At 73.1% G+C, this 19,186-nt stretch carries 16 protein-coding genes; 8 read left to right on the top strand and 8 right to left on the bottom strand.

Going from position 1 to position 19,186, the window contains the following annotated elements:
- The first annotated feature begins 25 nt into the window (after positions 1 to 25).
- Positions 26 to 667 carry a winged helix-turn-helix domain-containing protein gene (locus tag IF45_RS0109240; RefSeq protein ID WP_030306732.1) on the top strand — a complete coding sequence of 214 codons (642 nt, stop codon included), beginning with the start codon at positions 26 to 28 and terminating at the stop codon, positions 665 to 667.
- A gap of 61 nt (positions 668 to 728) precedes the next feature.
- Positions 729 to 1,754 carry an NAD-dependent epimerase/dehydratase family protein gene (locus IF45_RS0109235; RefSeq protein ID WP_030306730.1) on the top strand — a complete coding sequence of 342 codons (1,026 nt, stop codon included), beginning with the start codon at positions 729 to 731 and terminating at the stop codon, positions 1,752 to 1,754.
- On the opposite strand, the gene IF45_RS0109230 is transcribed toward IF45_RS0109235, so the two are convergent.
- A complete protein-coding gene (locus IF45_RS0109230; protein WP_030306728.1) occupies positions 1,736 to 2,167 on the bottom strand; it encodes a GNAT family N-acetyltransferase in 432 nt (143 codons plus the stop codon). The genes IF45_RS0109235 and IF45_RS0109230 overlap by 19 nt on opposite strands.
- Positions 2,168 to 2,374: 207 nt before the next feature.
- On the opposite strand from IF45_RS0109230, the gene IF45_RS0109225 reads away from it, so the two are divergent.
- The 3 genes from IF45_RS0109225 (at position 2,375) to IF45_RS0109215 (ending at position 5,331) form a co-directional block, all read left to right on the top strand.
- On the top strand, positions 2,375 to 3,301 hold the full coding sequence (locus IF45_RS0109225) for a metal-dependent hydrolase (protein WP_030306726.1): 927 nt from the start codon (positions 2,375 to 2,377) through the stop codon (positions 3,299 to 3,301).
- Positions 3,301 to 4,383, top strand: a complete 1,083-nt coding sequence (locus tag IF45_RS0109220) for a PDR/VanB family oxidoreductase (protein WP_030306724.1) — start codon at positions 3,301 to 3,303, stop codon at positions 4,381 to 4,383. The genes IF45_RS0109225 and IF45_RS0109220 overlap by 1 nt, the downstream gene beginning before the upstream one ends.
- A 186-nt stretch (positions 4,384 to 4,569) precedes the next feature.
- The gene (locus tag IF45_RS0109215) at positions 4,570 to 5,331 is read left to right on the top strand and encodes a TetR/AcrR family transcriptional regulator (protein WP_078842855.1); all 762 of its coding nucleotides are present in this window, start codon (positions 4,570 to 4,572) and stop codon (positions 5,329 to 5,331) included.
- Between the two features lie 127 nt (positions 5,332 to 5,458).
- Here the strand turns inward: IF45_RS0109215 and pulA are convergent, their stop codons facing one another.
- The 7 genes from pulA to IF45_RS0109180 form a co-directional block, all read right to left on the bottom strand.
- Positions 5,459 to 8,134, bottom strand: coding sequence for a pullulanase-type alpha-1,6-glucosidase (gene pulA / locus IF45_RS0109210; protein WP_078842854.1), 2,676 nt, complete (start codon positions 8,132 to 8,134; stop codon positions 5,459 to 5,461).
- A gap of 111 nt (positions 8,135 to 8,245) precedes the next feature.
- The gene (locus tag IF45_RS0109205; RefSeq protein ID WP_015507988.1) at positions 8,246 to 9,946 is read right to left on the bottom strand and encodes a carbohydrate-binding module family 20 domain-containing protein; all 1,701 of its coding nucleotides are present in this window, start codon (positions 9,944 to 9,946) and stop codon (positions 8,246 to 8,248) included.
- A gap of 223 nt (positions 9,947 to 10,169) precedes the next feature.
- Positions 10,170 to 11,237 (bottom strand): LacI family DNA-binding transcriptional regulator, encoded by a 1,068-nt coding sequence (locus IF45_RS0109200; RefSeq protein WP_030306719.1) that lies wholly within the window; start codon positions 11,235 to 11,237, stop codon positions 10,170 to 10,172.
- Positions 11,222 to 12,883, bottom strand: a complete 1,662-nt coding sequence (locus IF45_RS0109195) for a glycoside hydrolase family 13 protein (RefSeq protein ID WP_030306716.1) — start codon at positions 12,881 to 12,883, stop codon at positions 11,222 to 11,224. The genes IF45_RS0109200 and IF45_RS0109195 overlap by 16 nt, the downstream gene beginning before the upstream one ends.
- 47 nt (positions 12,884 to 12,930) lie before the next feature.
- Positions 12,931 to 13,767, bottom strand: a complete 837-nt coding sequence (locus IF45_RS0109190; protein ID WP_008409230.1) for a sugar ABC transporter permease — start codon at positions 13,765 to 13,767, stop codon at positions 12,931 to 12,933.
- A 2-nt stretch (positions 13,768 to 13,769) separates the two neighbouring features.
- Positions 13,770 to 14,780 carry a carbohydrate ABC transporter permease gene (locus IF45_RS0109185; protein WP_003947731.1) on the bottom strand — a complete coding sequence of 337 codons (1,011 nt, stop codon included), beginning with the start codon at positions 14,778 to 14,780 and terminating at the stop codon, positions 13,770 to 13,772.
- 83 nt (positions 14,781 to 14,863) lie between these two features.
- Positions 14,864 to 16,147: an extracellular solute-binding protein gene (locus tag IF45_RS0109180; protein ID WP_030306713.1), complete on the bottom strand. Its 1,284-nt coding sequence runs from the start codon at positions 16,145 to 16,147 to the stop codon at positions 14,864 to 14,866.
- Between the two features lie 328 nt (positions 16,148 to 16,475).
- Here IF45_RS0109180 and IF45_RS0109175 point away from each other — a divergent pair, with 328 nt between their 5' ends.
- From IF45_RS0109175 to IF45_RS0109165, 3 genes are all read left to right on the top strand, one after another.
- Positions 16,476 to 17,549, top strand: coding sequence for a LacI family DNA-binding transcriptional regulator (locus tag IF45_RS0109175; protein ID WP_008409232.1), 1,074 nt, complete (start codon positions 16,476 to 16,478; stop codon positions 17,547 to 17,549).
- 128 nt (positions 17,550 to 17,677) lie between these two features.
- The gene (locus IF45_RS0109170; RefSeq protein WP_030306711.1) at positions 17,678 to 18,646 is read left to right on the top strand and encodes a phosphatase PAP2 family protein; all 969 of its coding nucleotides are present in this window, start codon (positions 17,678 to 17,680) and stop codon (positions 18,644 to 18,646) included.
- Positions 18,647 to 18,771: 125 nt separating this feature from the next.
- On the top strand, positions 18,772 to 19,185 hold the full coding sequence (locus IF45_RS0109165) for a hypothetical protein (RefSeq protein WP_030306709.1): 414 nt from the start codon (positions 18,772 to 18,774) through the stop codon (positions 19,183 to 19,185).
- Position 19,186 lies beyond the last annotated feature (1 nt).

Genomic DNA, 19,186 nt, shown 5'->3' with positions numbered 1-19,186 from the left:
TCCGCGCGAAAGAGCTGACCCCACCATGGCGAACACCCGTACGTTCACCGCGTCCACCGCTCCCACCCTCACCCCCGCCGCCGGCGGCCGGACCGAGGGCCGCCCGCCGCTCGCCCGCCACCGCCTGCGCGCCGTCGACCGCGACGAGACCGTCCCCCCGGCCGAGGTCGCCGCGCTGCTGCCGCCCGGCGCCACCTGGCTGCCCGCTCCCCCGCACACCCTGCCCTCGCTGCCGGGCCGCCCGCCGATGATCGGCTACCTGGTGCTGGTCCCGGCCGGCGAGGCGCCGCTCACCGCGCCCGCCGCCGCCCCGCCCGTCCCCGAACCCGCCCCGGCGGCACCCGTCGAGGAGGCGGCCCCCGAGGGCGAGGGGCACCCGGTACGGGTCGACCCCCAGCGGCGCACCGCCTTCGTGGACGGCCGCCCGCTGGAGCTGACCTACCTGGAGTTCGAGCTCCTGGCCCACCTGGTCCGCCACCCGCACCGGGTGCACACCCGCGACCAGCTCGTCACCACCGTCTGGGGGTACGGGCACGTCGGCGACGGGCGGACCGTGGACGTCCACATCGCCCGGCTCCGCCGCAAGCTGGGCGCCGAGTACCGCCGCTCCATCCAGACGGTGCGCCGGGTCGGCTACAAGTACACCCCCTCCACCGCCCGCGACTGACCGGCTCTTCCCGTAGCAGAACCCGGCCCGCGCCGTGCCCCCGGTGGCGCAGAGTGGCCCCATGAGACTTCTGGTGCTGGGCGGTACGGAGTTCGTGGGGCGCGCGGTCGTCGAGGCGGCACTGGCCGGGGGCTGGGAGGTGGATCTCCTCCACCGGGGGCGCCATCCGGCACCGGCCGGGGCCCGGGCCCTGTTCGGGGACCGGACGGCGCCGGGCGGGCTCGACGCCCTGGCCCGGGCCGCCACCGAGGGGCCCGGCTGGGACCTGGTGGTGGACACCTGGTCGGGGGCGCCCTCGGTGGTCCGGGACAGCGCCGAACTGCTCGCCCCGTACGCCGGGCGGTACGCGTACGTCTCCAGCCGCTCGGTGTACGGGCCGCCGGTGGCGCGCGGCGCCGACGAGAGCGCCCCGGTCGTCGCGGGCGACCCGGACGCGGCGGCGCGGAGCTACGCGGAGGACAAGCGCGGCGGCGAACTGGCGGCGGCCCGCGCCTTCGGCGAGGAGCGCACGCTGTGGGCGCGGGCCGGGCTGATCCTCGGCCCGTGGGAGAACATCGGCCGCCTGCCGTGGTGGCTCACCCGGATCGCCCGGGGCGGCGAGGTCCCGGCGCCGGGCCCCCGCGACCTGCCCGTCCAGTACATCGACGCCCGTGACCTCGCCGCGTGGCTGCTCGCGGCCGGGCAGGCCGGACTCCACGGGGCGTACGACCTGGTGAGCCCGGCCGGCTTCACCACCATGGGCGAACTCCTCGACACCTGCGTGACGGTGACCGGCTCCACCGCCGACCTGCGCTGGCTCACCCCGGAGGCGGTGCTGGCTGCGGGCGCCGAACCGTGGCTCGAACTGCCGGTGTGGATTCCGCCGGCCACCCCGGACCACGCGGCCCTGCACGGCAGCGACGTGTCGAAGGCCCTGGCGGCCGGGTTGCGGTGCCGCCCGGTGGCCGAGACGGTACGGGACACCTGGGCGTGGCTCGCCACCCTGCCCGGCCGGGTGGCACCACAGCGCCCCGACCGGCCGGTGGTGGGGCTGCCCGAGGAGAAGGAGGCGGCGCTGCTGGGGCGGGGTCAGGGCGTCCAGACGTAACGCACGTCCGGCTCGCGTTCCTCGTTGCGGGTGCCGTCGGTGCGCTCGGTCTCGGTGAAGCCGTGGCGTTCGTAGAAGCGGCGGGCGGGCGTGTTGACCTGGAAAGTCCACAGGGCGAGGCCGCCGGGGCGGCGTTCCTTGGCGAGGGAGACGAGGCGGTCGCCGAGGCCCCGGCCGCGCCGATCAGGGGCGAGGTAGAGCTGGTCCAGCTCGTCGCCGTCCAGCACCAGGAGGCCGACGGCGTGCTCCCCGTCGAAGGCGCCCCAGGTCTCGCACCCGGTGACGAGGTGGGCGAACCAGCCGCGTACCGCGTCGTCCCCGTGGGCCCGGCGGACCGTCGGCAGGGCGGCGGCGAAGGAGCGCAGCCAGACCTCGGCGAGGGCGGGGGCGTCGGCGGGCAGGGCGCGGCGCAGGAGTACGGCCGGTCCGCCGGTGCGGGTGTGCGTGTCGGTGCCGGTGTCGGTGTCGGTGTCGGTGTCCACGGCGGAGGACTGTCGCACAGGGGGCGGGCAGGCGCAGCCGTTTTTCTCCTGGCCGCCGTGCGGGCGCGGGGAGTTGGCCAGGCAGAAAGGCGGTGCAGGGGGCTGGGCAGCGGACTTACCCGAACGTACATTGACGCCATGCCTAATACGACGAAGGGCGGGGGGCCGGTCGCCTCGGAGCACACCCCGCTCAAAGCGCGGAAGGTCTCCTTCGCCTGGGAGGAGACGCCGCTGCACTGGGTGCCCGGCGATCCGTTCACCACGCACACCATCAACGTGCTGCACCTGCTGCTGCCCGCCGGTGAGCGGTGGTTCGTCCACGTCTACCAGCAGGTCCTGCCGTACATCCGGGACGAGAAGCTGCGCGAGGACGTCATCGGCTTCATCGGCCAGGAGGCGATGCACGCGCAGGCCCACGACGAGGTGCTGCCGCACCTGCGCGAGCAGGGGCTCGACCCGACGCCGTACACCGCGCAGGTGGACTGGATGTTCGAGAAGATGCTCGGCGACCGGACCCTGCCGCCCGGGCGGGCGCGCCGGTGGTGGCTGATGGAGCGGGTGGCGCTGATCGCCGCCATCGAGCACTACACCGCCTTCCTCGGCGACTGGGTGCTCAACGCCGAGCGGCTGGACACGGCCGGGGCCGATCCGACCATGCTCGACCTGCTGCGCTGGCACGGCGCCGAGGAGGTCGAGCACCGCTCGGTCGCCTTCGACCTCTTCCAGCACGTCGACGGCGGCTACCGGCGCCGGGCCCGCACCTGGGCCACCGCCTTCGGCGCGCTGCTCTTCCTCTGGCAGCGCGGGGTGCGGTTCTTCATGGAGAACGACCCGACACTGCTGGAGGGCAAGGGCAGCTTCACCGAGTTCTACCGCAAGGGCCGGGCGGGGATGCTGCCGAGCACCCCGGCGATCCTCAAGTCGGTGCCGACCTACCTGCACCGTGACTACCACCCCTCGCAGGAGGGCAGCACGGCCCAGGCCGTCGCCTACCTGGCCTCCTCCCCGGCCGCGCTGGCCGCCGAGGCCGCCACCGCACCCGACGCCCCGAAGGACGCCCGCTGATGGCCCGTCTGCGTACCGTCGTCCTCGCGGCCGGCGCCGCCGTCCTGGTGCGGCGCGCGCTGCGGACCCGTATCCGCCGCTCGCCGCTGTGGCCTCTGCCCGCCCTGGAGGAGCCGGTCTCGGGGCGGCCGCGCAGCCGGGCGACGACCCTGCGCGTCGTGCGGCGGGACACCCCGGCCGACGGGGTGGTGCGGCTCCGGCTGGAGGGTACGGGCGAACTGCCGGCCTGGGAGCCGGGCGCCCACCTCGACCTGGTGCTCCCCTCGGGCACGGTCCGGCAGTACTCGCTCTGCGGCGACCCGGCCGACCGGTCGGCGTACACCGTGGCGACCCGGCTGATCGAGGCGGCCGAGGGCGGCCGGGGCGGTTCGCTGGAGCTCCACCGGGAGCTGCGCGAGGGCACGGAGGTGACGGTCCGCGGACCGCGCAACCGCTTCCCGCTCACCGCCGCTCCCGCCTACGTCTTCGTCGCCGGCGGCATCGGCATCACCCCGCTGCTGCCGATGGTGCGGGCGGCCCAGGCGGCCGGCGCCGACTGGAAACTGCTCTACGGCGGCCGCACCCGGGCCTCGATGCCCTTCGCCGACGAGCTGGAGAAGCTGGGCGGCCCCGAGCGGGTCACCCTGGCCGCCGAGGACGAGAGCGGCCGGCCCGACCTGGCGGCGGCGCTGGCCGGCACCCCCGAGGGCACCACCGTCTACTGCTGCGGCCCCGAGGGGCTGATGGCGGCGGTCGAGGCGGCCCTGCCCGCGGGCTGCCTCCTGCGCACCGAACGCTTCGCCGGCGGCCCGACCGGGCGCCCCTCGGCCGCCCGCGGCGACCTCCCCTTCGAGGTCGAACTGCGTCGCACCGGCCGCACGGTGACCGTCCCCGCCGACCGCACGGCCCTGGAGGCGGTACGCGAGGAGCTGCCGGACGCCCCGTACTCCTGCACGCAGGGGTTCTGCGGGACCTGCCGCCAGCGGGTCGTCTCCGGCGAGGTCGACCACCGCGACGAACTCCTGACCGACAGCGAACGCGACGAGGCGATGCTGCTCTGCGTCTCCCGCTCCCGGGGCGGACGGATCGTGCTGGACCTCTGAACGGGCCCGCCTCACCCCTGGTTCAGGTAGGTGAGGACGGCGCGGACGCGGCGGTGGGGGTCGGCGCCGTCGGCGATGCCCGGCCCTCCCCGAACAGGGCGGTGGCGCACTCGCCGACGGCGCTCGCCGTTCTCACCGGGCGCACAGGGGCACCCCCGACTCCCGCAGGTCGGTAGTCTGTTCGGTATGACGACCGGGACGCGCCGCAGAATGGGTGTCGAGGAGCGGCGGCAGCAGCTCATCGGGGTTGCGCTGGAGCTGTTCAGCAACCGCTCCCCCGACGAGGTGTCCATCGACGAGATAGCCGCGGCCGCGGGCATCTCGCGCCCCCTCGTCTACCACTACTTCCCGGGCAAGACGAGCCTGTACGAGGCGGCGCTGCGCCGGGCCGCCGAGGACCTGGCCCAGCGCTTCGACGAGCCGCGCGAGGGCCCGCTGGGGGCCCGGCTCCAGCGCGTGATGGGCCGGTTCTTCGACTTCGTGGACGAACACGGCCCCGGTTTCTCGGCGTTGATGCGCGGCGGCCCCGCCCAGTCGGTCAGCGGCGACCCCGGCTCCTCCTCGGCGGCGACGGCCCTGATCGACTCCGTGCGGCAGGCGGCGTACGAGCAGATCGTCTCCCACCTGGACCTGGTCGCGGTGCCGCCCCGGCTGGAGCTGGTGGTGCGGTCCTGGGTCTCGCTGGCGGAGTCGACGGCGCTGCTCTGGCTCGACGGCCGCAGGACCGAACGGGCCGCGCTGGAACTCCAGCTGGTGCACGACTTCGGCGCCCTGGTGGCGGTGGCCGGCGCCTACGACGAGGAGATCGCCGGGGTGGTCCGCCGCATCCTCGCCCAGGAACCCCCGGACGGCCCGTTCACCGACCTCGCGGTACGCCTCCTCACCCTCCTCCCGGCCGAGGCCGAGGCGGAGGCCGAGGTGCCGGCGCAGGCGGCCCCGGTGGAGTGAGGGGTCACCTGGCGCGGGCCGTCCCGCTCCTCGGGGACGACGTACGTGCACTGCACGTGGCTCATCCGCTCGGCACAGCCCGGAGCGCCCGCGCGGGATCGCGCGGGCGCTCCCTGGCTGGTGGGGCTCAGCCCGCGCGGAAGACCGCGACCGTGCGGGCGGGGACGGTGAAGGTGCCGGTGCGGCGGTCGTAGGCGGCGTCCTTGACGACCGGGTCCGAGCCGCGGACCTGGACGGGGTGGAGGGCGTAGCGGGTGCCGGTGGCCGAGGTCAGGCGCTGGTCCTGGGTGTCGGGGGTGGCGTTGAGGACGACGACCAGGTCGGCGAGGCGCATGGTGACGACGCCGGGGGTCTCGTCGGGGCCGGAGAGCGGGAAGCTCAGGGCGCGCTGGACCTCGGCGGTGGTGCGCAGGGAGAAGGCGGGTTCGGTGGCGCGCAGGGTGAGCAGGTCGCGGTGGGCGGCGGCGCTCGCCTCGATCTCGGCGCAGCCGACGGAGACGGTGGTGAGCAGCGGCTTGGCGTACTCCCACTTGTCCTGGTTGTCGGCGGCGGGCGGCAGGCCCCGGCCGAAGCCGTTGCCCTGGCGGCAGTCCCAGTGCAGGGCGTTGAACCAGTCGCCGCTGTCGTAGGAGTTGCGGTCCAGGGACTTGGAGCGGAGCCGGTCGGTGCCGGCCTGGGAGAGGGCGGGGCCCTGGGAGAGGGTGGCGGTGGCCATCGCGAGGATCTGCATGCGGGCCCGGTCGGCGGCCGGGGTGCCGGCCGGCAGCTTGAAGGCGAGGGCGTCGAAGAGGGTCTCGTTGTCGTGGGCGTCGGCGTAGGCGAGGGCGTCGCCGGGGCGTTCGGCGTAGCCGGCGGGGGCGCCGTTGTAGTCGACCCCGGCGCCGGTGGTGCGGCGGCCGGTGGAGTCGGTGAGGCGGTAGTCGGCGAGGTTGCCGGTGAGGCCGACCTTGATCAGGTCCTGGTAGTGCAGGAGCCGGGCGCGCTGTTCGGCTCGGGTGCCGTTGGCGGGCGAGTCGTTGGGGTCGGTGTAGAGGCCGGAGGCGAAGCCCTGGACGCCGGGATCCTCGTCGAAGGGGCCGCCGCCGCGGACGGCGTCGCGGGCGCGGTCGGAGAAGGTGGCGATGCCGGTGCCGGCCATGTTGGCCTGGCCGGCCTGGACGAAGCGGGCGTCGTCGGCGACCTCGCCGAAGGTCCACCCCTCGCCGTAGAGGATGATCCGCTTGCCGTCGACGCCGTCGCGGGCCGGGGTGAGCGCGTCGAGGGCCTTGCGGACGGCGACCATGTTGGCCTTGGGGTGGTGGCCCATGAGGTCGAAGCGGAAGCCGTCGACCTTGTACTGCTTGGCCCAGGTGACGACGGAGTCGACGACGAGGCGGCCCATCATGGCGTTCTCGGGCGCGGTGTTGGCGCAGCAGGTGGAGTTCGCGACGGAGCCGTCGGCCAGCAGGCGCTGGTAGTAGCCGGGGACGATCCGGTCGAGGACGGAGGTGTCGGCCTGGCCTGAGGCGGCGGTGTGGTTGTAGACGACGTCCATGACGACGCCGAGCCCGTCCCGGTTGAGGGAGCCGACCATCTCGCGGAACTCGCGGGTGCGGCCCGGCCCTTCGGGGTCGGTGGCGTAGGAGCCCTCGGGCACGGTGTAGTGCAGCGGGTCGTACCCCCAGTTGTAGGCGTCCTCGGCGGCGCCGGCGGTGACGCACTCCTGCTGGCGCGGGGAGTCGGCGGGGAGCGCGGGCAGGTCGCAGTCGGGGGTCTTGGCGTCCTTCTCCGGGATGGTGGCGATGTCGAAGACGGGGAGGAGGTGGACGTGGGTGGTGCCGGCGTCGGCGAGGCGGCGCAGGTGGCGGGCGCCGTCGCTGGAGCGGTCGGTGAAGGCGCGGTAGGTGCCGGGGTGGGCGTTGGTCGGGTCTGAGGCGGAGAAGTCCCGGACGTGGAGTTCCTGGATCTGGGCGTCGCGCAGCGGGACGGCCTTCGGCTTGCGGAGGTTCTTCCAGCCGGGCGGGGCGAGCTTCGGGTCGTCCAGGTCGGTGACGAGGCTGCGGCGGGAGTCGGTGGTGAGCGCGACGGCGTAGGGGTCGGTCACGGTGTTGGTGACGGTGCGGCCGGCCTCGGGGGCGTAGACGGTGACGTCGTAGGCGTACTCCCGGTCCTTCCAGCCGCGTTCGCCGGTGACCGTCCAGACGCCGGAGGCGGCGTCGCGGCGCATCGGGACGGTGCGTCCGTCGAGGTCGAGGGCGACGCGGCGGGCGGTGGGGGCCCAGACGGAGAGGGTGGGCCGGCCGGCGCGGTCGAAGGTGGCGCCGAGCGCGCGGCGCTGGGCGGCGTCCGCGTAGAGGTCGTCGAGAACTCCGGCGGTCTGCACGGCGGTGGCGGCGGTGACGGTGCCGTCGGCGGCCAGCTGCTGGGCGACGAGCCGGCCGCGCAGGGCCTCGGCGGCGAGGCGCCGGTCACGGGGGTCGACGCGCCAGGCGTCGTACGCGGCGAGGTGCGGGAACCTCTTCAGCTGGGCGGGGGTGAGCTTGCCCGGGGCGAGCCGCAGTGCGCGGGTGGCGGAGCCGGGGCGTATCTTCGCCGCCTCCTGCCGTTCGGCCTCCTGGGCCGGGGCGAGGAGGCGGGCGCTCGTGGTCTGCGCGGCGCGCGGCCAGGCGACGGTGCGGGCGTCGAGCCAGACGGCCTCGGCGGTGTCCTCGGCGGCGGTGGCCCGCGCGGCCGGGGCGTCGGGGGTGTCGGCGGTGGCCGGGAGGGTGGCGGTGAGGGCGGCGCACAGGCCGAGACTCACCGCGAGGATGGTGGTCCGTCGCACGGGGACGGGTCTCCTTCGGGGGCGGGGGCCGCCGGGCGGGGTTCGCGGGGCGGGTGCGGCAGCGGCCCGGCGTCCGCGGGGAGGCGGGCGCCGGGCCGAATGGGGGCGGGGTCAGCCGCGCCAGGTGTCGTTGAGGGTGAGGGCGCCGGTGGTGCCGACGGTCGCCGTGCGGTTGGCGCCGGACTCCCAGACGGCCTTCCCCGCGGCGTCCTTGCGCAGGTACTTGTACTGGAAGGGGGTTCCGGCGGCCAGCGGCACGTCGAGCTTCCACACCGGGTAGGCGGCCGGGTCGAGCTTGAGGGCGCGGGCCGGGTCCCAGTTGCCGAGGGCGGCCTGGTCACCGGTGACGTAGATGTTCTCGCCCCAGGCGGTGGTGGCGTTGACGTGGAAGGAGGCGGAGGTCTGCCCGGTGCCGGGGCCGGTTCCGCCGCCGGAGCAGGTGCGGGCCCCGGTGTGCAGGGCCAGGGCGGTGCCCGCGGCGACGGTGGCGGTGAAGGTGCCGTCGGAGCCGACCGTGACGGACCTGCCGCTCTGGACGTCGCAGTAGGCGCCGCCGGGCAGGCCGCTCTGGAAGGTGCGGTTCAGCGCGGAGCCCTCGTGGTTGATGGCGACGTACGCCTTGTCGCCGCGGCCGAAGGCGATCTGGTCGCCGCCGTTGTCCCACCAGTTGGTGACGGGCTGCCCGGAGGCGGTGTTGCGCAGGCCGACCATGGAGGAGAGCTCGGGCCAGGCGTGCTGGCACTTCCAGCCGTCGCTGTAGCAGGCGTTGACGGTGCCGCCGTTGGGCGGGCCGGCGTCGTGGTCGGTGAACTCGTAGCCGGAGTGGACGTCCGGGGAGCCGTAGGGCCAGGCCAGCATGAAGACGCCGGCGAGGGTGTAGGCGGAGCCGTTCTTGTAGTTGAGGGTGTCGCCGCCCCGCTCGGTGTCGTGGTTGTCGACGAAGACGGCGGACTTGCCGCTCGCCATGTAGCCCCAGTCCTCGCCGAAGTTCTTCAGGTGGGCGAGGTTCTCGTTCTGGAAGACCCGCTTGAGGTCGCGGGCGTAGCGGAACTCCTGGACGTCGCCGGTGCCGAGGTACTCGCTGGGCTGGACGGCCTCGCCCGCGCCGTGGATGGCCTCCTGCTTCCAGTACGTGCTCCCGTTGCCGACCTTGGCCTTGATGGCGGTGAGGTCGGCGGCCGGCATGTGCTTGGCGGCGTCGATGCGGAAGCCGTCCACACCGAGCGAGAGCAGGTCGTTGAGGTAGGCGGCGATGCGGTCGCGGACGTACGGCTCACCGGTGTCGAGGTCGGCGAGGCCGACCAGTTCGCAGTTCTGGACGTTGGCGCGGTTGCCGTAGTCGTTGATCTCGCTGCGGCAGTCGTCCATGTCGGCGCCGGACCAGATGCCCGGGTAGTCGTACTTCTGGTACGCGCTGCCGCCGGTGCCGGTGCCGGAACCCGCGGCCATGTGGTTGATGACCGAGTCGGCGACGACCTTGACGCCGGCCGCGTGGCAGGTGTCGACCATGGACTTGAAGGCGGCGCGGTCGCCGAGCCGTCCGGCGATCTTGTAGCTGACGGGCTGGTAGGAGGTCCACCACTGGCTGCCCTGGATGTGCTCCTGGGGCGGGGAGACCTGGACGTATCCGTAGCCGGCCGGGCCGAGGCTGTCGGTGCAGGCGCGGGCTACGGAGGCGAACTTCCACTCGAAGAGGACGGCGGTGACGTCCTTCGCCCCGGGCGGGGCGGCAGCGGCGGGTGTGGGCGCGGTGAGGGCGGTGGCGGCCGCCGCCAGCACGGCTAGGGACGCGGTGGCGAGTCTGCGGGCCATGTGGTGCCTCCTGATCGGGGGGCGGAGGGCTGAATTCTCTTGCAGCAAAACTGCAAGGAGCGTCGCGAAGCAGACCGTAGAGCGAGCGGTACCCGCGGTCAACCCTTTGGACACGAACCCGAAACACCACGGACATCAAGGGGGTTGGGCGCCGGGCAGCAGGGCCCGCAAGCCTCTGCAAGAGATTGCGGGCGGCTCCGGACGAAGCGCCCCGTACGTCCCCTCAGCCGCCGGGCACCCGCTGGGCGGTGGAGCCGCGCACCACCAGCTCCGGCTGGAAGACGAACTCGGTGCGCTGCACGGTCTGGTGGGCGATCTCCTCCAGCAGGGCGCCGACGGCGGCGGTGGCCATCGCGTGGACCGGCTGGCGGACCGTGGTCAGCGGCGGGTCGGTGAAGGCGACCAGCTGCGAGTCGTCGAAGCCGACCACCGAGAGGTCGGCGGGGACGTCGAGCCCCCGTTCCCGGGCGGCACGGACGGCGCCGAGCGCCATCAGGTCGCTGCCGCAGACCAGCCCCGTGCACCCCTGCTCCAGCAGCGACCCGGCCGCGGCGTGGCCGCCCTCGACGCTGAACAGGGTGCGGCGGACGTGCTGTTCGGCCTGGTCCCGGGGCGTGCCGAGGATCTCGGCGAGGGCGTCGGCGAAACCTTCCGCCTTGCGGCGCGAGGGCACGTACCGGTCGGGCCCCACGGCGAGACCGATCCGGCGGTGGCCGAGGTCGGCGAGGTGGCGCACCGCCATCCGGACCGCCGAGCGGTCGTCCGGGGAGACGAAGGGGGCGCGGATGCGCTCGTTGTAGCCGTTGATGAGGACGAAGGGGACGCCGCGCTCGGTCAGCCGGGCGTAGCGGCGCGGGTCGGCGGTGGTGTCGGCGTGCAGGCCGGAGAGGAAGACGATGCCGTTGACGCCGCGCTCCTCCAGCTGCTCGACCAGTTCGTCCTCGGTGGCGCCGCCGGGGATCTGGGTGCAGAGCACCGGGGTGTAGCCGTAGCCGGCCAGCGCCTGTTCGACGACCTGGGCGAAGGCCGGGAAGATCGGGTTGGTCAGCTCGGGGGTGACCAGGCCGATGAGCCCGGCGCTGCGGCGGCGCAGCCGGGTGGGCCGCTCGTAGCCGAGCAGGTCCAGGGCGGCGAGGACGCGCTGCCGGGTGGAGTGCGCGACGCCGGGGCGGCCGTTGAGGACACGGCTGGCGGTCGCCTCGCTGACCTGGGCCTGCGCGGCGATGTCCGCGAGCCGCGGGACGGCCGGGGAGCCGTCCCGCGGGGCGGGCAGGGTCACACCGTCCACCACACCGTGGTGTCGGCGGGCAGCTCGACGGTCCCGTCCTCGGCGACGGCCGGGGCCGCGCCCTGGGAGGCGAGCAGCGGGCGGCCGGGGGCGGGGAGCCGGACCGGGGCGCCGGTGGTGTTGGCGGTGCAGGCGAACGCGGGGCGGGCGAAGGCGAGGACGCCCTCCGGCGCCTCCCGCCAGGTGATCTCCTGACCCGCGCCGAGCCCGGGGTGTTCCCGGCGGACGGCGAGCGCGGCCCGGTACAGCTCCAGGGTGGAGGTGGGGTCGCCGGTCTGCGCCTCGACGCTCAGCTCGCCCCAGCCCGCGGGCTGCGGGAGCCAGCTGCCGCCGGGCCCGAAGCCGGCCGAGGGCCCCTCGACGGTCCACGGGATCGGCACCCGGCAGCCGTCCCGGAAGCCGTCCTGTCCGGCGGCCCGGAAGTACGAGGGGTCCTGGCGGACCTCGTCGGGCAGGTCGGTGACGTCGGGCAGGCCCAGCTCCTCGCCCTGGTAGACGTAGGCGGAGCCGGGCAGGGCGAGCATCAGCAGGGTGGCGGCGCGGGCCCGGCGCAGGCCGAGCGCGCGGTCGCCGGGGGTGCGCAGCTGGGTGCCGCCGGGCGGGTTGGCGAAGCGGGTGGCGTGCCGGGTCACGTCGTGGTTGGAGAGGACCCAGGTGGTGGGGGCGCCGACCGGGCGCATCGCGGCGAGCGAGGCGTCGATGACCTCGCGCAGCGCCTCGGCGTCCCAGTAGGTGCTCAGGTACTGGAAGTTGAACGCCTGGTGCATCTCGTCGGGACGGACGTAGTGGGCGGTCCGCTCGACGGTGGGCGTCCAGGCCTCGGCGACCAGGACGCGGTCGTCGCCGTACTCGGCGAGGAGCGCGCGCCAGTCGCGGTAGACCGCGTGGACGCCGTCCTGGTCGAAGAAGGGCATGACCTCGTTGCCGAGCAGCTTGACCTGCTCTCCGGCGCCGATGTCGGGCAGCCCCTCGGCCTTGATCAGGCCGTGCGCCACGTCGACGCGGAAGCCGTCGACCCCGATGTCGAGCCAGAACCGCAGGATGGAGCGGAACTCGTCGCGGACGGCCGGGTGCTCCCAGTTGAAGTCGGGCTGCTCGGGTGCGAAGAGGTGCAGGTACCACTCGCCGTCGGCGGTACGCGTCCAGGCGGGCCCGCCGAAGATGGACTCCCAGTCGTTGGGCGGGAGTTCGCCGTCGGTGCCCTTGCCGGGGCGGAAGTGGTAGCGCTCCCGCAGCGGCGAGCCGGGGCCCTCGGCGAGCGCCTGGCGGAACCAGGCGTGCTGGTCGGAGGAGTGGTTGGGGACGAGGTCGACGATGGTGCGCAGCCCCAGCGCCCGCGCGTCGGCGATGAGCGCCTCGGCGTCGGCGAGGGTGCCGAACATCGGGTCGATGGCCCGGTAGTCGGCGACGTCGTATCCGGCGTCGGCCTGCGGGGAGGCGTAGAAGGGGCTGAGCCAGACGGCGTCGACGCCCAGTTCCCTGAGGTAGGGCAGGCGGGCCCGGATGCCGGGCAGGTCGCCCATGCCGTCGCCGTCGGCGTCGGCGAAGCTGCGGGGGTAGACCTGGTAGATCACCGCGTCGCGCCACCAGCCGGGAGCGGTGTCGGCGGCCGGGGCGGTGGGGGCGGGGGCAGTGAGGTGCTGGGTCATGTCTTCCCTGGAGTCATGGGGGTGGCCTGGGGGCGCGGCAAGGCCGTTCAGCCCTTGGTGGCGCCGGCGGTCATGCCGGTGACCAGGTGGCGCTGGACGAGGACGAAGACGATGACGGCCGGGACGGCGATCAGCACGGAGGCGGCGGTCATCGGTCCCCACTGGGCCGTGTACTGGTTGACGAAGGTCTGGAGTCCTCCGGCGAGCGTCATGTTGTCCTCGCCGACCATGAAGGCGGAGGCGTACGCGACCTCGCCCCAGGCGGTGATGAACGAGTAGAAGCCGGTGACGGCGAGGCCCGGCCGGGCCAGCGGCAGGATGAGCCGCCAGAAGGTGCCGAAGGGGTTGAGCCCGTCGACGCGTCCGGACTCGTCGATCTCGACGGGTATCGCGTCGAAGAAGCCCTTCATCATCCAGGCGCAGAACGGCACGGCGATGGTCAGGTAGGTGATGACCAGGCCGACCGGCTGGTTGAGCAGCCCCATCGAGGAGAAGAGGTTGTACAGCGGCACGATGAGGATCGCCATCGGGAACATCTGGGTGATGAGCAGCACCCACATCAGCGGCCGCATCCCGGGGAAGCGGAAGCGGCTGACCGCGTAACCGGTGGTGGCGGCGAGGAAGACGCCGATCACGGTGGTGGTGGCGGCGACGATCACCGAGTTGCCGAACCAGGTGAGGAACTTGGTGTCCCCCAGCAGGTGGGTGTAGTTGGCGAGGGTGGTGTCGTGGAAGAAGTCGGTGGTGGTGGCGAACTTCGCCGGCTTGAGCGAGGTCAGCAGCACCCACAGGGCGGGGAAGACGGCGACAACGGTGGCGATCAGCAGTGTGCCGTGCAGGCCGATCGAGGCGAGCGGGCTGCGACTGCGGCGGGTGTTGGGCATGGTCACCACACCTCTCCCTGCTTCTTGAGGACGCGGCGGTAGAAGAAGGCGAACACCAGCAGCAGGAGCAGGATGATGACGCCCCAGGTCGCCGAGGTGGAGAAGTTGCGCGGGCTGTCGACGAAGGTCATCCGGAACGCCTGGGTGACCAGGATCTCGGTGGCGTCGCCGGGCCCGCCCCGGGTGAGCAGGAAGATCACCGGGAACATGTTGAAGGTCCAGATGGTGGAGAGCAGGATCACCGTGGTGGAGACGGGCCGCAGCCCGGGCAGGGTGATGTGCCTAAACCGCTGCCAGGCGCTGGCGCCGTCCATCTCGGCCGCCTCGTAGAGGTCGCCGGGGATGGACTGCAGGCCGCCGAGGAGGGCCACCATCATGAAGGGGACGCCGAGCCAGACGTTGACCGCGATCACCGAGAGCTTGGCGATCGTCGGGTCGTTGAGCCACGGCACGGCGTCGATGCCGCCGCCCACCAGGATCTTGTTGAGCAGGCCGTGCTTCTCGTTGTAGAGGAAGTTCCAGGAGAAGACGGAGACGAAGCCGGGGATGGCCCACGGCACGACCAGCGCCATCCGGTAGAAGCCGCGCCCGGCGACCTGCCGGTTGAGCAGGGTGGCGAGCGCCAGGCCCAGGCTGTACGTGATGGAGACGCAGGCGACGGTCCACACGATCGTCCAGACCAGGCGCTGGAGGAAGACCGGGTCGCCGAAGGCGTCCACGTAGTTCTGGAGGCCGGTGAACTCGTAGGTGGCCGGGATGTGGTTGACGCCGATGGTCCGCTCGACGTTGGCCTCGGTGGCGTCGGTGAGCGAGAGCCAGATACCCCTGCCCAGCGGGTAGCCGACGATGATCGCGAGGACGATGACGACGGGCGCCACCATGGTCCAGGCGTACCAGTGCGTGGAGAGGGCGCGGCGTACTCCGCTCTCCCGCGTTCTGGCCGGGCGGCGCGGCCCGGGGACGGTTGCCTTCCCCGGCGCCTTGGCCACCGACGGGCCCGTGTGCACAGCCATCGGTCGGCCGGCCTCCTTCTTCTCCGTACGGGTGGGGCGTGCCGCCGCTCGCGAGGTGCGGCGGCGGCACGCGGCCGGGTCGGTTACTTGTAGTCCTTCAGGAGCTTGCGGTAGGAGTCACCGGTGGACTTGGCGGCCTGCTCGGGCGTGGCCTGGCCGGTGAGGACCTTGGTGTACTGGGTCTGCAGCGGCGCGAAGAGGCTGCCGCCCTCGGGGACCCAGGGGCGCTCGACGGCGGTCTCGACGACCGGCTTGAAGAACTGCACGATCTCGTTCTCCGCGACCTTCGGCTCGCCGTAGACCGAGGCGCGCGTCGGCAGCAGGCTGAGCTTCTCGGTGACCTCGGCCTGGACCTTGGCGGAGCTCATGTACTTGACGAACTCGTAGGAGGCGTCGAGGTTCTTCGACCCGGCGTAGACGGCGTAGTTGTGGCCGCCCTGCGGGGAGCCGGCGGTCTTGGAGCCGGCCGGGACCGGGGCGACACCGAAGTTGGCCTTGTCCTTGAAGGCGTCACCGGCGAGGGTGTCGGTCACGGCCCAGGGGCCGTTGATCGCCATGGCGACCTCGCCGTCCTTGATGGCCTTCTGCATGTTGTCCCAGCCGTTGGTGGCGTCGGTGACGGCCGCCTTGGAGTCGACCAGTTCCTTGACGGCCTTGAAGGCGTCGATCGCGGGCTTGTCGTCGATGGTGACCGACTTGTCCTTGGTGTTGATCATGTCGCCGCCCTCGCCGTAGAGGAACGACAGGAACCAGTACGCGTCGTCGCCGCGCAGGTACAGGGCGGCCTTGCCGGTCTTCGACTTGATCACCTTGGCGGCCTCGGTCAGCTCGTCGAGGGTCTTGGGCACCTCGACGCCGGCCTCCTTGAGCAGCTTCTTGTTGTAGAAGATGCCGACCGAGTCGATGACCTGCGGGACACCGAAGGTCTTGCCGTCGTACTTGGTGGAGGCGGCGGCCTGCTTGAGGTAGTCGTCCTCCTTGTCGAGGGCGGCGGTGCCGTCGAGCGGGGCGAGGTAGCCGAGCGAGGCGAAGTCCGGGGTCCAGGCGACCTCGGAGCGGATCACGTCGGGGGCGCCGGAGCCGGAGGAGGCGGCGTTCTTGAACTTGTTCTGCGCGTCCGCGAAGGGCACGTTGACGTAGTTGACCTTGACCTTCGGGTGCTCCTTCTCGAAGCCCTCGGCCAGCGCCTTGAAGACCTTGTCCTCACTGCCGACGGTCGAGGTGTCCCACCAGGTGACCGTGCCGGCCAGTTCGCCGCCGCTCTTGCCGCCCTTGGCGCCGCTCTCGTCGGTGGTGTCCCCGCCGCAGGCCGTCGCCGCGAGCGCCAGGCTCGCCACGAGCGCGGTAGCCGCTATGCCACGTCGCATGTGTACTCCTTCAAGCACGGTCCCGATCCGGCGAGGGCTGAGGGCAGCCGTGCCTGCCGCTCCTTCGCGGCTTCGGGTCGGCAGGAACGTAACAGCCCTGAAAACTGTCCGAAAGAGCTTGCGAGAAATTTCTGCAAGGCGAGCCGATTGTTACCTCCACGTGTCCATTCGGTGCACCGTTCCCGACCAGGACGGTGATCTTCGTGGATGAAAGGGCTTGCAAGCCGTTGCCGCCGTGGCCGGGAGCCAGCTCCTGACATCTCCGGAAACCGGCCCGCTTCCCCCGGCCGATGGGCAAGCGCGGACCCGGCCGGTACAGTCCCGTGTCATGACCGCGCGACTCGCTGACATCGCAGCCCAGGCGGGGGTCAGCGAAGCGACCGTGAGCCGGGTCCTCAACGGCAAACAGGGCGTCGCCGCGGCCACCCGCGAATCCGTCCTCGCCGCGCTCGACGTCCTCGGCTACGAACGTCCGGTGCGGCTGCGCCGCCGCAGCGCCGGACTGGTCGGCCTGATCACCCCGGAGCTGGAGAACCCGATCTTCCCGGCGCTGGCCCAGGTCATCGGGCAGGCCCTGACCCGGCAGGGGTACACGCCGGTGCTGGCCACCCAGACCCCCGGCGGCTCCACCGAGGACGAGCTGACCGAGATGCTGGTCGACCGGGGCGTCTCCGGCATCATCTTCGTCTCCGGGCTGCACGCCGACACCACCGCCGACATGACCCGGTACGACCGGCTGCGCGGCCAGGGCGTCCCGTTCGTCCTCATCGACGGCTTCACCGACCAGGTACGGGCCCCGTTCATCTCCCCCGACGACCGGGCGGCGATGCGGCTGGCCGTCACCCACCTCGCCTCACTGGGCCACACCCGGATCGGGCTGGCCCTCGGCCCCAAGCGCTTCGTCCCGGTGGTCCGCAAGACGGAGGGGTTCACCCGGGCCCTGCACGACACCTTCGGGATCGACGCGGCCGAGGCCGGGCGGGAGTTCGTCCGGCACTCCCTGTACACGCTGGAGGGCGGCCAGGCCGCCGCCGACTCCCTGCTGGACGGCGGGTGCACGGCGGTGGTGTGCGCCAGCGACATGATGGCGCTCGGCGCCATCCGCGCGGTACGCCGCCGGGGCCTGGACGTCCCCGCCGACGTCTCCGTCGTCGGCTTCGACGACTCCCCGCTGATCGCCTTCACCGATCCACCGCTCACCACGGTCCGCAAGCCGGTCACGGCGATGGGGCAGGCGGCGGTCCGCGCCCTGCTGGAGGAGATCGGCGGGACCCCCGCGCCGCCCAGCGAGTTCGTCTTCATGCCGGAGCTGGTGGTACGCGGTTCGACCGCCTCGGCACCCCCTCCCGACGCCCCCGGCGTGGGTGAGGTCCCCCAGAGGGAGATCGTCCGTAAGGCGTAGAGAATGCGGGCCTGACCCGTCCGAGGGATGATCGGTCGGTAGGCGCGATTCTGACAGAATCCCTCCCTATGGGTGAGACGACTGTGACGACTTCTGAAGGCCGCGGACCGGCCGAAAACTCCTCGCCCATGGGCCCGGCAGGGCGCTCCACGCCGCCCACGGGCCCCCTACGCCGCCTGCGCACTCCACGGCGGCCCCGGATCTGGTTCGAGATCCTGCTCATCGCCGTCAGTTACTGGGTGTACTCCCTCATCCGCAACGCGGTACCGGAGCAGAAGGCGCAGGCGATGGCCAACGCCGACTGGATCTGGGAGGCCGAGCAGCGGCTCGGCATCGCGGTGGAGCACGGCGTCAACCACGCGGTCAACTCGGTGACCTGGCTGATCGTGGGGATGAACTACTACTACGCCACCCTGCACTTCGTCGTCACCCTCGGCGTGCTGGTCTGGCTCTACCGCCGCCATCCAGGGCGGTACGCGGCGGCCCGCACCGTCCTGTTCGCCACCACCGCCGTCGCCCTGGTCGGCTACTACCTCTACCCGCTGGCGCCACCCCGCCTGATGAACGGGCAGCACTTCATCGACACCGTCCTGGTCCACCAGACCTGGGGTTCGATGGCCTCCGGCGACCTGAAGCACATGTCGAACCAGTACGCGGCGATGCCCTCGATGCACATCGGCTGGTCGCTCTGGTGCGGCCTGACCATCTTCGCCCTCGCCTCCGTGCCCTGGGCCAAGGTGCTCGGCCTGCTCTACCCGGCGCTCACCCTGGTCGTCATCGTGGCCACCGCCAACCACTTCTGGCTCGACGCGGTCGGCGGCCTCGCCTGCCTCCTCTTCGGCTACCTGGTCGCCCGCCTCTGCTACGGGGCACTCCCGAAGGGCCTGCCCCAGCAGGTCCCGGACGACCGGCGGGAAGCCACGGCTCCCCCGGCGGCGGCCCCCACACCCCCGGCCCCCGAACCGGCCCGCTCCACCGAGCCGCCCCCGGCCGAGGAGCACCCCGTGCCCTCCCCCACGGGCCCCGGCCCGAGAGGCGCCACCGCCCTGACCCGCGCCTCCCCGGAACCGTCCCCCGCCCCCGCCCCCGAGTCCTGACGCCCGGCCCCGAACAGCCCGGCCGGCGTCTGAGGCCACCCGGACGCCCGGCCAGTCGGGCGAGGCTCGCCGAAAGCGCGCCGCCCGGGCGATACGCACCGGACCCCGCCGGGCACAGGCCAGACATGACCAAGGACCACGACGACGGGCGGCCGGACCCCGCGCACCGGCGCCCCGGGGAGATGAGCGACACGGCCGTCGAGGCGCTGGGGGCGCTCTCCAAGGCCCGGGAGACCACCGAGCGGGCCCGCGGCCACCTCTACTCCTTCCACCAGCTGACCGGCACCGCCGACTTCCAGCTCGACGAGGCGGTCCGCCTGCTGCGGGAGGCCGGCCACGCCGAGGAGGCGGAGCGGGTCCGCACCGAACTGGTGGGCCGCAACGTCACCCCGGGTCACTGGACGTTCCAGCTGGTCGAGGAGTACGACGACGGCTACTACCGCCCCTTCGCCGCCCTGGAGGCCGAGCTGACCGACCGGCTCGCCGGAGGCCGCCGCCACCTCCACGAGGCGGAGCTGAAGCGGCGGCGGCGCTCCTGAC

Origin of the sequence: Streptomyces albidoflavus (genome assembly GCF_000719955.1) — a bacterium.
Taxonomy (GTDB): Bacteria; Actinomycetota; Actinomycetes; order Streptomycetales; family Streptomycetaceae; genus Streptomyces; species Streptomyces albidoflavus.
The sequence above is the reverse complement of the archived record's forward strand: the minus strand, read 5'-3'. Positions and strand labels throughout refer to the sequence as shown.

Excerpts from the sequence above, each read along its gene's own strand:
- IF45_RS0109240 (WP_030306732.1), top strand. The coding sequence starts at position 26 with ATGGCGAACACCCGTACGTTCACCGCGTCCACCGCTCCCACCCTCACC.
- IF45_RS0109235 (WP_030306730.1), top strand. The coding sequence starts at position 729 with ATGAGACTTCTGGTGCTGGGCGGTACGGAGTTCGTGGGGCGCGCGGTC.
- IF45_RS0109225 (WP_030306726.1), top strand. The coding sequence starts at position 2,375 with ATGCCTAATACGACGAAGGGCGGGGGGCCGGTCGCCTCGGAGCACACC.
- IF45_RS0109220 (WP_030306724.1), top strand. The coding sequence starts at position 3,301 with ATGGCCCGTCTGCGTACCGTCGTCCTCGCGGCCGGCGCCGCCGTCCTG.
- IF45_RS0109215 (WP_078842855.1), top strand. The coding sequence starts at position 4,570 with ATGACGACCGGGACGCGCCGCAGAATGGGTGTCGAGGAGCGGCGGCAG.
- IF45_RS0109205 (WP_015507988.1), bottom strand. The coding sequence starts at position 9,946 with ATGGCCCGCAGACTCGCCACCGCGTCCCTAGCCGTGCTGGCGGCGGCC.
- IF45_RS0109195 (WP_030306716.1), bottom strand. The coding sequence starts at position 12,883 with ATGACCCAGCACCTCACTGCCCCCGCCCCCACCGCCCCGGCCGCCGAC.
- IF45_RS0109190 (WP_008409230.1), bottom strand. The coding sequence starts at position 13,767 with ATGCCCAACACCCGCCGCAGTCGCAGCCCGCTCGCCTCGATCGGCCTG.
- IF45_RS0109185 (WP_003947731.1), bottom strand. The coding sequence starts at position 14,780 with ATGGCTGTGCACACGGGCCCGTCGGTGGCCAAGGCGCCGGGGAAGGCA.
- IF45_RS0109180 (WP_030306713.1), bottom strand. The coding sequence starts at position 16,147 with ATGCGACGTGGCATAGCGGCTACCGCGCTCGTGGCGAGCCTGGCGCTC.
- IF45_RS0109175 (WP_008409232.1), top strand. The coding sequence starts at position 16,476 with ATGACCGCGCGACTCGCTGACATCGCAGCCCAGGCGGGGGTCAGCGAA.
- IF45_RS0109170 (WP_030306711.1), top strand. The coding sequence starts at position 17,678 with ATGGGCCCGGCAGGGCGCTCCACGCCGCCCACGGGCCCCCTACGCCGC.
- IF45_RS0109165 (WP_030306709.1), top strand. The coding sequence starts at position 18,772 with ATGACCAAGGACCACGACGACGGGCGGCCGGACCCCGCGCACCGGCGC.